The organism is Saccharopolyspora sp. NPDC002686, from assembly GCF_040295745.1.
Classification (GTDB): Bacteria; Actinomycetota; Actinomycetes; order Mycobacteriales; family Pseudonocardiaceae; genus Saccharopolyspora; species Saccharopolyspora oryzae.
On the sequence record NZ_JBEOVY010000282.1, the window covers coordinates 1 to 10,519 of the forward strand.

Annotated in this window: 12 protein-coding genes; 6 read left to right on the plus strand and 6 right to left on the minus strand. The window is 66.8% G+C overall.

What is annotated here, in order from left to right; translation table 11 throughout:
- A partial coding sequence (locus tag ABTZ89_RS28945; protein ID WP_502949611.1) for a DNA-directed RNA polymerase subunit beta' occupies nucleotides 1-2,331 on the plus strand: 2,331 nt, incomplete at its 5' end.
- Nucleotides 2,332-2,682: 351 nt separating this feature from the next.
- Complete coding sequence (locus ABTZ89_RS28950; RefSeq protein ID WP_270947576.1) at nucleotides 2,683-3,477, plus strand: hypothetical protein; 795 nt, start codon at nucleotides 2,683-2,685, stop codon at nucleotides 3,475-3,477.
- A gap of 191 nt (nucleotides 3,478-3,668) precedes the next feature.
- On the opposite strand, the gene ABTZ89_RS28955 is transcribed toward ABTZ89_RS28950, so the two are convergent.
- Together ABTZ89_RS28955 and ABTZ89_RS28960 are read right to left on the minus strand one after the other, a co-directional pair.
- The gene (locus ABTZ89_RS28955; RefSeq protein ID WP_270947577.1) at nucleotides 3,669-3,860 is read right to left on the minus strand and encodes a DUF397 domain-containing protein; all 192 of its coding nucleotides are present in this window, start codon (nucleotides 3,858-3,860) and stop codon (nucleotides 3,669-3,671) included.
- Nucleotides 3,861-3,890: 30 nt separating this feature from the next.
- Nucleotides 3,891-4,793 (minus strand): helix-turn-helix domain-containing protein, encoded by a 903-nt coding sequence (locus ABTZ89_RS28960; protein WP_351050537.1) that lies wholly within the window; start codon nucleotides 4,791-4,793, stop codon nucleotides 3,891-3,893.
- Between the two features lie 342 nt (nucleotides 4,794-5,135).
- Between ABTZ89_RS28960 and ABTZ89_RS28965 the strand changes: the two genes are divergently transcribed.
- The 4 genes from ABTZ89_RS28965 to ABTZ89_RS28980 all read left to right on the plus strand — a co-directional run bounded on the left by ABTZ89_RS28965 (nucleotide 5,136) and on the right by ABTZ89_RS28980 (nucleotide 7,875).
- A complete protein-coding gene (locus tag ABTZ89_RS28965) occupies nucleotides 5,136-5,348 on the plus strand; it encodes an HC3 family zinc finger protein (protein WP_351050540.1) in 213 nt (70 codons plus the stop codon).
- Nucleotides 5,349-5,438: 90 nt separating this feature from the next.
- Entirely contained in the window at nucleotides 5,439-5,729 is a 291-nt protein-coding gene (locus tag ABTZ89_RS28970; protein WP_351050543.1) for a hypothetical protein, read from the plus strand.
- Between the two features lie 133 nt (nucleotides 5,730-5,862).
- Nucleotides 5,863-7,065, plus strand: coding sequence for a hypothetical protein (locus ABTZ89_RS28975; protein ID WP_351050546.1), 1,203 nt, complete (start codon nucleotides 5,863-5,865; stop codon nucleotides 7,063-7,065).
- A 60-nt stretch (nucleotides 7,066-7,125) separates the two neighbouring features.
- The gene (locus ABTZ89_RS28980) at nucleotides 7,126-7,875 is read left to right on the plus strand and encodes a hypothetical protein (RefSeq protein ID WP_351050549.1); all 750 of its coding nucleotides are present in this window, start codon (nucleotides 7,126-7,128) and stop codon (nucleotides 7,873-7,875) included.
- 66 nt (nucleotides 7,876-7,941) lie between these two features.
- On the opposite strand, the gene ABTZ89_RS28985 is transcribed toward ABTZ89_RS28980, so the two are convergent.
- The 4 genes from ABTZ89_RS28985 to ABTZ89_RS29000 form a co-directional block, all read right to left on the minus strand.
- The gene (locus tag ABTZ89_RS28985; RefSeq protein WP_351050552.1) at nucleotides 7,942-9,186 is read right to left on the minus strand and encodes a WXG100 family type VII secretion target; all 1,245 of its coding nucleotides are present in this window, start codon (nucleotides 9,184-9,186) and stop codon (nucleotides 7,942-7,944) included.
- Nucleotides 9,186-9,512, minus strand: a complete 327-nt coding sequence (locus ABTZ89_RS28990; RefSeq protein ID WP_351050555.1) for a hypothetical protein — start codon at nucleotides 9,510-9,512, stop codon at nucleotides 9,186-9,188. Before ABTZ89_RS28990 ends, ABTZ89_RS28985 begins: the two co-directional genes overlap by 1 nt.
- Before the next feature lie 3 nt (nucleotides 9,513-9,515).
- Nucleotides 9,516-9,965, minus strand: a complete 450-nt coding sequence (locus ABTZ89_RS28995) for a YbaB/EbfC family nucleoid-associated protein (protein WP_351050558.1) — start codon at nucleotides 9,963-9,965, stop codon at nucleotides 9,516-9,518.
- 343 nt (nucleotides 9,966-10,308) lie between these two features.
- Nucleotides 10,309-10,519: DUF6319 family protein (locus ABTZ89_RS29000; protein ID WP_351050561.1), on the minus strand; the 211-nt coding region annotated here is incomplete at its 5' end.

The following is a 10,519-nucleotide window of genomic DNA, read 5'->3' on the forward strand; positions in this document are numbered from 1 at the left end:
GTCTGCGAGGCGTTCAACGCGGACTACGACGGTGACCAGATGGCGGTCCACCTGCCGCTGTCGGCCGAGGCCCAGGCCGAGGCCCGGATCCTGATGCTGTCCAGCAACAACATCCTGTCCCCGGCGTCGGGTCGCCCGCTGGCGATGCCGCGTCTGGACATGGTCACCGGCCTGTACCACCTGACCAAGCAGGTGGACGGTGCCAAGGGCGAGGGCCTGGCGTTCTCCTCGGTCGGCGAGGCGATCATGGCCTTCGACCGCGGTGTGCTGGGGCTGCAGGCCAAGATCAAGATCCGGCTGAAGGACGTCGTGCCGTCGCGCGGCGCCACCCCGGAGGGCTGGGAGCCCGGTCAGCCGTGGCTGGCCGAGACCACCCTGGGCCGGGTGTTCTTCAACGAGCTGCTGCCCGACGACTACCCGTTCGTCGACGACCTGCTGCCGAAGAAGAAGCAGGCCGCGATCGTCAACGACCTCGCCGAGCGGTACCCGATGGTCACGGTGTCCCAGACGCTGGACAAGATGAAGGACGCCGGCTTCCACTGGGCGACCCGTTCCGGTGTGACCGTGTCGATCACCGACGTGGTCGTGCCGCCGAACAAGACCGAGATCCTCGACGGGTACGAGGCCAAGGCCGACCAGGTCGAGAAGCGGTACCGCCGCGGTGCGCTGTCCTACCAGGAGCGCAACGCGGAGCTGGTCAAGGTCTGGACGGCGGCCAAGGACGAGGTCGCCGAGGCCATGGAGACCAACTTCCCCGAGGACAACTCGATCAGCACGATCGTGAAGTCCGGGGCCGCCGGTAACATGACCCAGGTCGTTCAGCTGGCCGGTATGCGTGGTCTGGTGTCGAACCCGAAGGGTGAGTACATCCCGCGCCCGATCAAGGCGAACTTCCGCGAGGGCCTGTCCGTGCTGGAGTACTTCATCTCCAACCACGGTGCTCGAAAGGGTCTGGCCGACACGGCGCTGCGTACCGCTGACTCGGGTTACCTGACCCGTCGTCTGGTGGACGTCTCGCAGGACGTCATCGTCCGCGAGACGGACTGCGGCACCGAGCGCGGCATCAAGATGCCGATCGCGGAGCTGCTGCCCGACGGCAAGCTGCTGCGCGACGCCCACGTCGAGACCAGCATCTACGCCCGCACCACGGCCGACGACGTCACCGACGCCGACGGCAACATCGTGCTGGCCCGCGGTTCGGACCTGGGCGACCCGGCGATCGAGAAGCTGCTCGCCGCCAAGGTCACCAAGGTCAAGGTCCGCAGCGTCCTGACCTGCGAGTCCGGCGTCGGCGTCTGCGCGGTCTGCTACGGCCGTTCGATGGCGACCGGCAAGCTGGTCGACGTCGGCGAGGCCGTCGGCATCGTCGCCGCCCAGTCGATCGGTGAGCCCGGTACGCAGCTGACGATGCGTACGTTCCACCAGGGCGGTGTCGCCGGTGACGACATCACCACCGGTCTGCCGCGTGTCCAGGAGCTGTTCGAGGCCCGCGTCCCGAAGGGCAAGGCGCCCATCGCCGACACCTCGGGTCGCGTCCGGCTGGAGGACAACGACCGCTACTGGAAGATCACGATCATTCCGGACGACGGCGGCGAGGAGATCGTCTACGACAAGCTGTCCAAGCGTCAGCGGCTCGCGGCGATCTCGGTGGACGGCAGCGAGCGGCAGATCTCCGACGGCGACCACGTCGAGGTCGGTCAGCAGCTGCTCGAAGGTGCCGTCGACCCGCACGAGGTGCTGCGCGTGATGGGCCCGCGCGAGGCCCAGCTGCACCTGGTGCGCGAGGTGCAGGAGGTGTACCGGTCGCAGGGTGTGGGCATCCACGACAAGCACGTCGAGGTCATCGTCCGCCAGATGCTGCGCCGGGTCATCATCATCGACTCGGGTGCCACCGAGTTCCTGCCCGGTTCGCCGGTCGAGCGCTCGCAGTTCGAGGCGGAGAACCGCCGCGTCGTCGCCGAGGGCGGCGACCCGGCGTCCGGCCGTCCGGTCCTGATGGGCATCACCAAGGCGTCGCTGGCCACCGAGTCGTGGCTGTCGGCGGCCTCCTTCCAGGAGACGACCCGCATCCTCACCAACGCCGCGATCGAGGGCGCGAGTGACAAGCTGGTCGGCCTGAAGGAGAACGTGATCATCGGTAAGTTGATCCCGGCTGGTACGGGCATCAACCGGTACCGCAACATCCAGGTGCAGCCGACGGAGGAGGCGCGGGCCGCGGCGTACGCGATCCCGTCCTACGACGACAGCTACTACACCCCGGATGTGTTCGGCGCCGGCACCGGTGCGGCCGTCCCGCTGGACGACTACGACTTCGGCCGCGACTACCGCTGAAGTTGATCGATTGACCGAAGGGCCCCTGTCCGACTCCTCCGGACAGGGGCCCTTCGCCATGCGCAGCAAGGGTTTTCGCGTCAGGCGATGAGGCGGTAGAGCGCGGCTTCGACGCGCGTCAGCCGCGCCTCAAGGGATTCCGCGTGAAAGTCCTCGCTGCCCATGGTTTTTCAGCGTAGCGATCAGTTTCCACTGGTCAGGTCCCGTGAGTGTTTTGGGTGGCTATAGCGACCCAAAGTGCTCACGGGTCGGAACCAGCGGAAACGGAGCCATCGGCTGGTTGGTCTCGTGCATGCGCCGCACGCCTTGAATTCGGACGGGATTCATCCTGCGGAACTACGTTGCGGGGGAATGATGTTCTCCCCGCTCGAAAGGCCGCTCATGGACCGCCGCTCCTTCGTTTCGGCCGCCGCGCTCGCGGCGGCGTCGATGCCCCTCCTCGAGGCGGCGCCGGCCAACGCGAGTCCTTCCAATGACCGTGCGCTGCAGCGAATCATGCTTGACGCGCTCACCCGTGAGCTGGACGACGCGGCAACGGCCGCCGCCGTCGAGCCCGCTGTCGAGGACATCGGCTTCAACTGGCACCCGCCCGTCGCGCCGATCGCGAGCCTCGACTACGTGGTGGCGTACTCGTTCGGGAATCGCCCGCCGGCCGGTGGCGGCGACCCGTCACGCGTCAGGTACGAGCCCGGACCCGTGAACGAGGCTCTCGCGGACGCCGTGGCGAAGGTCCGGGCAGCGCGTGACATCCCTGTTTTCGCGCAGTGGGAGATCGCCCATTTCCTCGAGACCAAGTACTCGATGGATCGCGTGACCTCGGTCGAACCGGTGGTCCAGCCGGACGGGACCATCGTCTACCTGAGCACCGACGGTGTTGCGGAGCAGGTCGTCGCATTTCGCGGCGGCACGTCGGGCACCGCAGGGGTGGTCGGGTTCCGCGACCACGTCAAGCGCTGCGTTCTGACCACGCGCGACCGGGGCATGACGGCCTTCGCGCCCGAAGGCGTCACCATGCCCGGAACCTACGACGAGCTCTCCGGCCAGCCCTGGACCCGCCGCCGCGACCTGTATCTCCTCCACGACATGTACGCGCAGTTCGCGAGGTGGCGTGCGCACGCGATCACGGCGGCTTACCCCAACGGCTGACCGACGCCCCGTCGCGCTCGAACTCAACGCAGTTCTCGGGGATGGCTCCGTTTCTGCTGGTCAGGTCTCGTGAGTGTTTTGTGGGGCTATAGCACCCCAAAGTACTCACGAGTCGCAACCAGCGGAAACGGAGCGCGGATATGGGAGAGCCCCATCCTGGCGCGGTGTCCGGGATGGGGCTCTGTTCGGTGTCAGCGGTCGAGCAGGCCTGCCTTCACGTTGGTCAGGAAGGCGCTGAGCTGGGGCTTGGTGAAGACCAGGGCGCCCTGCTCCGGGGCCTTCGAGTCACGGATGGCGGAGACGTCGGGCAGGTTCTGGGCCAACTCGACGCACTGGCCCGTGTTGCCACTCCGACTGCTCTTGCGCCAGTCGGCACGCGACATGTCGATCATTTTTCTCCCTAGCCGGGTTCCTCACAGGTGCTTGACCAGGCTAGTCATCAGTTCGGTCGTCTCCGAGGTTGAGAGCGCTTGCTCGCTCACCTTCTCGAAGACCTTGCTGTAGTGGTCCACGTCGTTGGGGCGTTCCTGCCACACGGATCCGCGCTGGTTCTCGAGGTAGACCGAGTTCATGTCCTCGAATCCTTCGGGGAACCGGAGGACGGAGAAGGCGCCCTTCATGCCTGCGTGGGCTCCGGCGGAGAACGGGATCACCTGGATGGTGATGTTCGGTTTCGCCGCCGACTCGATCAGCGACTCGAGCTGTTCGCGCATGACTTCGGGGCCGCCGACGACCCTGCGGAGGACCGCTTCGTCGAACACGACGTGGAGTTGTTTCGTCGAACCTCGTTGGTGAAGCTTCTCCTGCCGTGCTTGCCGGAGTTCGACGGATCGGTGGAGATCGGACTTGGTGATCTCCGGCCAGCCGCCCTGCATGACGGCCAACGCGTACTCCGGTGTTTGCAGCAGCCCGTCCACGAGCGTCGGGCTGTAGGTGAGCAGTTCGCGGGCGTCGCTTTCCAGGTCGACGTAGGTCTCGAACCAGTCCTCCAGGGTGTCGGAGAACGCGGTCCACCAGCCGCGGTCGTTCGACTCCTCGGCTTGTCGCATGAGCGTGTCCACGGTCGGTGCGCCGACACCGTAGAACTGGCACAGGAGTCGGACGTTGCCTGGCCTGATGGCGTGTCGACCGTTCTCGATTCGGCTCACCGTCGCATCGCGCAATCCGGCGTACTTGGCTGCTTCCGCCACCTTGCGTCCGGCCTGCTCGCGGTAACCGCGGAGCTTCCGTCCGAGCTGTCGTCTGCGCAGGGTGGGCCCGAGTTCGAGGCCGTCATCCGCTTGGAAGCCGGTTTCCTCGGGCGAGATCGCGGCCATGCCTACCTCCGTCGGTGGTCGGGTTTCCCCCATCTTGCACCACCTTTCACGAACTCAGTACGTAGATCCACACGTTCGAAGTATCGACGCCACGTAATTACGTGGACTACCTTGATTGTCGTCGGACGGTTACGCAGCGCGAGTTGCTGGCCCCGACAGCCCGTCCCGTCGGTTTCTCACAGGTCAAAGGCGGGGCGGGTCTTCTAGCCGGGCTGGTGCGGTGTTTGCCCCCGACCTCCGCCGCGTCAGCCCACCTCGGTGACCGGGCGCCTGCGTCCCCTCCCTCGCGCGCCCGGTCACCGGTCAATGCAGAGCTATCCGTTTCAGCAGTGGAGGCTGCTCATGTCTGGTTACTTGACCTACGTGTGGCGTCCGGTCACCGGCGGTCGTCACGCTTTTCCCATCGCGGCAACGAAATCTCCGCCAGAGGACACCGTCGAGGCCTACTGCGGTGCGGAAGCCGAGGCCTCGGAACTCCACGACCGGTCCGAAGTGGACTGGGTGCGGGAGCAGACCTGCATGGACTGCTGGCGCGTCCTCGCCGCACAGCCCTGACGTCTACGTGAGTGACGATGGTCGCTCTTACCACCATCCGCACTCACGAAACCTGACCAGCCACAACACCGCATTTGGAAGGACATAGCCATGTTCTGGATCCAGCTGAGCACCTTCATTCTGTTCAACCTGCTCATCCTCGCTCTGCTCCTCACTCACGTCTCCGTGCCCGGGCTGCGGTTCGCCGCAGGTCAGCACGCAGGAACAGGCGATGGCGAGTACACGGTCTGGCACCTGATAGCGGATGTCGAGGCTGAGCGCGGGATCGAACGGCATCGGGTTGCGGAGCCTGAGATAGCGCCGCAATTCCCCGTGCAGGACCCCGACGAGCAACCCACCGGCCGTCACCACCTCCGGCCGGACCGGGCTGCGGTGTTGTGAACTCCCGTGCTGCGGCCTGCGTGGCTGAGGAGTGATCCGTCCGGAAACCGCCTGTTCGGGGCTTGAGCGCCGCGGTGTGCCGGTTACGGTGTGCGGCGGCAGGTGACCAACCACGTCGATGGGGAACGTCGTGATGAACCGACAGACCGAAAGGGTGCGCCCGGCGCACCCACCGACGGTGTTTCTGCTGGTCATCACGGCTGTGATGGCCGTCGACGCGCTGCTCGAGCTGGTCTGGGTTCTGGGGCTCGGATCGAGTTCGTACGGCGCGGCGAACGCGGTCCGCCTGTTGCTGGTCGTCGTCGGTGCGCTCGTTCGCGTCGGGCTGCTGATCGGGGTTTGGCTCGGGAAGAAGTCCGCGCGCGGAGTCCTGTTCGGCGTCGAGGTGTTCTTCGGCCTGGTGATGGTGCTCGCCGCGCTCATCATGGGCGCGGCGAGCACTGGGAGCGTGGCATCGCTCCTGATCGGGCTGGGCATCGCGCTGCTGATGTTCGGGTGCGCGTTCCTGCTGAACTCCAGGCCGGTGCGGGTCTGGTGCGAAGGCGAGGTCCGGAGCCCGGAACCTGCGCGGGCTCCACTGGCGCAGTGGGCGCAGCAGCAGGGGTGGCAGGTCGCCTGGAACGTGCCGTCGAGCGTGCTGGACCAGCTCCGCGGGCAGCCCTTCCACGAGTACCGGCGCAAGCAGGTTCCGGTGCTGATGCGCGGCCACCACCGGGGTGCGCCGGCGATGGTCGCGCAGGTCGACTTCCGGCACCTGCACAAGGCGACCACGGGGCCGTCGTACTACTCGCCCGGGGCGGACAGGTACGTCGAGCCGTCGAAGACCGTCGAGCACACGACGACGATCAGCGCCGTGGTCGTCGAACTGCCGGCGCCCGTGCCGGAACTGCTGGTCGGCACCAAGCGGAACGTGCTCGGTGACGTGGAAAGCCTGTTCTTCCTGAACAAGGCGCAGCGGCTCTTCCAGGGACGCGCCGTCGGCCAGGTCGCGACGGGTGGCCCGTCCATCGCGTTCAGCGCGGCGGACGGTTACCTCGGCGACTACTACCTGTACGACGCCGATCCCGCGTACGCGCACGCGGTGCTGACGCCGGAGCGGGCGACCTGGCTGAAGAGCAACCGCTCCAGCGGGCCGGTGTTCTTTCGGCTCTCGGGGCGGAAGCTCGTCGTGTGGGCCTACAGCGAGCTGAGCGGTGTCGCGGTCGTGGACGCGCTGCTCGCGGCTGCGGACGAGATCGTTCGGTGGATTCCTCCTGCGGCGTACCAGGATCCGGCTGCCGCGCAGGCGGATCAGCGGCACGTTCCGCTGGTGCAGTGGCAGATTCCGGTTGGCTGAGGACGTCGTTCTGCTGGCCGATGGCAGCGGTTCGTTGGCCGGGAAGGAGAGTGAGGAGCTATGCAGCAGCAGGGCTGGCGGACCTCGTGGAACGTTCCGAAGGGTGCGCTGAAGGGTTTGCCCGGGCAGCCGTTCGACCGGTACCGGAGGAAGCAGATCCCGCTCGCGCTGAGCGGATTTCACCGGGGCATGCCGGCAGTGGCGATGCAGATCGACTTCAAGTACAAGGGCTTGGCGGGCGGGAGCGGTCGGACGGTCTACTCGACCAGCGGTGCACCGCTGAACAGTTCGAGAAGCGTTGGCAAGTGGGAGTCGTTGAGCGTGGCGGTCGTCGAAATGCCGGCTCCGGTTCCCGAGCTGTTGGTCGATGAAAAGCGGGACTGGATCGACGACTTCGGAAGTCTGCTCAGCTTGAACCGATCCCGGGGACTGTTCAGCGGCGGCTCCACTGCTGAGGTTCCGGTCATCAACCCGGAGACGTCGGACAAGTGGAACAGCTACTACGTCTACGACGCCGATCCTGCGTACGCGCAGGCGGTTTTCACGCCGCAACGTGCGTTCTGGCTGTACACGTCGCAGAAAGGACTGCCCAAGACCAGCGGGCTCGGATGTGCGTACTTCCGCTTGTCCGGGCGCAAACTCATCGTCTGGACAGTTCGTCAGCTCTCCCCGGACGGGGTCGAAAGACTGCTCTGGGTCGCCGATGAGATCGTGCGCTGGATTCCTCCCGCCGCGTACCAGGATCCGGCAGGAATTCAAGCAGACCAACAGCACGTTCCGCTGGCGCAGGTGCAGGCCCAGCTCGGCTGAGCCGAAAGACCGAGGCGCCTTCCGGAACTGGAAGGCGCCTCGTCTCTTGCTCGACTCAGCCCGCAGTCACCACTTGAGGTCGCCGCTGATCGTCTCGTCTGCGGGGACTTCGCTGAATCCGCCCTCTTCGGCCTGCTTCTCCAGCTGGTCCGCAGCGGTGCCGAGCCCCTCCGCAGTCCGGTTGAACACGGACTTGCCGGCCTCGAACTTGGACGGCTCATTCGGAACGTCGGACGTGACAGGATTCCCGTCCCCGTCGGTGACGGTGTTCCCGCTGCTGTCCACCTGGGTTCGGGTGGTGCCGTCCTCGTTGACCTTCCAGATCTTGCCCTCCTGGCCGACCTTGTCCGGCTTGTCGACCTGGTAGCCGCGGTCCTTGGCCTCGCTGGCGTAGCCGTCGCCGAGCTGGCCCAGCGCCGTCCGCTCTTCCGAGGTCTCCTTCGTCGCGTTGCCCAGCGCTTCGCTGCCGGTGTCGGCAGCGCTCTTGCCGTCGCCGCCGTTCTTGCTGGTGTCGGTGATCTTCTGGACGCTCTCGACGATGCGGATCGTGTCGAGGATCGCCTTGATCGCGGTGATCACGTCCATGATCTTGCTGATGATCGACGTGATCCGCTGGATCTGCTGCGCGGCGCGGGCGCAGGTGATGCCCGCTTCCGCCGTGGTCACCGCGGTGGCCGCGGCGATGGATCCGCCGAAGGTCGGTCCGGCGGAGGCGGTCGCCGTGATCCAGGTGGTGATCGCCCAGGTCAGGAAGTCCGCGAGGATGCCCTTGATGACACCTTCGGCCGCCTCCATCATGGTGCCGCTCATCTGCAGCAGCTGGGAGATGTTGTTGGCCTGGCCGCCGGTGGACTGCACGCCCTCGATGAACTTCGCCATCTTGGTGCGGAGGGCGTCGGCCGCTTCGCCGTCCCAGCCCGCGAGCTCGCCGTCGAGCGTGTCGGTCAAGGTCGTGGCCAGCTTCTCGAGGTCGCCCTGGACTCCGGCGAAGGCCTCCGCGCCGGCGGCGAGCGCCTCGCTGTCACCGGTCACGAGCTGGATGGCGTCCCGCACCGGGGCCACGAAGTTGATCACGAACTCGACGCCGGTGCCGATCAGGAAGCTCATCGGGTCCATCGCGAAGCTGGTCGCGCTGGACAGGTAGCTCTCGATGTCGCCCTTGACCGCTTCGACGTCGCCCTTCCCGGCGTTGTCGCTGGCGCTGATGATGTCCTTGACGAACGGCAGCTTCCCGAACGCCGAAGCGTCCACCGGGGAGGCCGTCGGGTTGAGCGCGCTGTTCTCGGAAGCCGCTTCGAGGTTGCTGGGCATCAGTACTGGCTCCCGGCGTCGACCCTGATCTGCTTCAGCTTCTCGGCGAGCTCCCTATCGACGTTCTGGTAGTCCTTGCCGCACTCGCTGATGTCCTCGCCGGCCTTGGTCAGCCCCTCCGCCATCTCACCGAGGTGCTGCTGGAACTTGTCCAGCAGCTCCTTGTACGAGCTGTAGGTGGTGGCCAGGCCGAGCAGGCCCCAGGAGATCTCCGGTACCTGCGCGGAGGTGGCCTTCTCCTTGATGGAGTTCGCCTCGCTGGACAGGCCTCCGACGTTGTTGCCGCAGCTGGTGATCGCGTCCGGTTGTGCTTTGTAGCCGCCCACGGGTCACCGCCCGCCGTCGAGGAACGAGTCGGGCATGTCGTCGTCGCCCGGGTCGTCCGCCGGGGCGCTGCGCTGCTGGTTCGCGTCGGGGTTGAAGAGCTGTTCCTGGGTGCGCAGGACCTGTTCGCGCACGTCGCTGTCCGGGACGTACTCCTGGACGATGTCGGCCTGGCGGCGGGCCGCTTCGGCGACCGCCTGCTGGAGGGTGCTCATGACCAGGTTGGACAGGTCGCCGGGGGACTTGCGCAGCGCGTCCTGGGTGAACTGGATGTCCGTCACGCCGCCCGGGCTGGCGACCACGGTCACCGAGCGGTCCGGCGAGGTGGTGCTGACTTGCAGTTCGCTGATCTGCTCGCGCATCCGGCCGAAGTCGCCCATCTGCTGTTCCGCTCGGCGCCCGGCCTCCTTCAGCGCCTCGAGCTTGCGTTGCAGATCGTCCAGGTCCGCGGACATCTGCGCCTCCTCCGTTTGCTTGGTGGCCCTTCGCCCAGATAGTCGTACATCCGGGCGCGCGATGTGGGACGTTTCCGCGAAATGTGCGCGGAACGGACCAATTGCGGGGGAGGCGGCGGCGCTGGTGGCCGGAGCTGCGGTTCGGATCGCGCAGCAGCGCGGGTTACCGTGACGTGGATCGGCTCGGTCGATCGGTGCAGGTTGTGGCGGGCGTGCCGTGTCGTCGAGGGGCCAACACGGCACGCCCGGCCTGCGGTCTTCCCCGCTTCGGACTCGTCTTGCGCGGCGGTGCGGCTAGTGCGCCTCCGGCGTGTCGAAGACGAAGGTCAGAAGCCGGGGCGGCTCAGCTCTCGAGCTCGGCGAGCGCCTTGCGGACGCGCTCGACCTCGGCCTCCAGCTCGGCCAGCTTGGCCTCGTGCTGCTGGCGGGCCTGGTTGAGCACGCTCTCGATGGTCGTCGAGATGTCCTCGTGCAGTTCGGCAGCGGCCTTGGACACCGCGGCCGCGGCGATGGGCAGGCCCTGCACGATGCGCTTGCCCGAGTGCAGCAGGTCG

What these genes read in the sequence shown, in the direction of transcription:
- ABTZ89_RS28955 (WP_270947577.1), bottom strand. Translation starts at nt 3,860, where the DNA reads ATGTCGCGTGCCGACTGGCGCAAGAGCAGTCGGAGTGGCAACACGGGC.
- ABTZ89_RS28985 (WP_351050552.1), bottom strand. Translation starts at nt 9,186, where the DNA reads ATGCCCAGCAACCTCGAAGCGGCTTCCGAGAACAGCGCGCTCAACCCG.
- ABTZ89_RS28960 (WP_351050537.1), bottom strand. Translation starts at nt 4,793, where the DNA reads ATGGCCGCGATCTCGCCCGAGGAAACCGGCTTCCAAGCGGATGACGGC.
- ABTZ89_RS28950 (WP_270947576.1), top strand. Translation starts at nt 2,683, where the DNA reads ATGATGTTCTCCCCGCTCGAAAGGCCGCTCATGGACCGCCGCTCCTTC.
- ABTZ89_RS28970 (WP_351050543.1), top strand. Translation starts at nt 5,439, where the DNA reads ATGTTCTGGATCCAGCTGAGCACCTTCATTCTGTTCAACCTGCTCATC.
- ABTZ89_RS28980 (WP_351050549.1), top strand. Translation starts at nt 7,126, where the DNA reads ATGCAGCAGCAGGGCTGGCGGACCTCGTGGAACGTTCCGAAGGGTGCG.
- ABTZ89_RS28995 (WP_351050558.1), bottom strand. Translation starts at nt 9,965, where the DNA reads ATGTCCGCGGACCTGGACGATCTGCAACGCAAGCTCGAGGCGCTGAAG.
- ABTZ89_RS28975 (WP_351050546.1), top strand. Translation starts at nt 5,863, where the DNA reads ATGAACCGACAGACCGAAAGGGTGCGCCCGGCGCACCCACCGACGGTG.
- ABTZ89_RS28965 (WP_351050540.1), top strand. Translation starts at nt 5,136, where the DNA reads ATGTCTGGTTACTTGACCTACGTGTGGCGTCCGGTCACCGGCGGTCGT.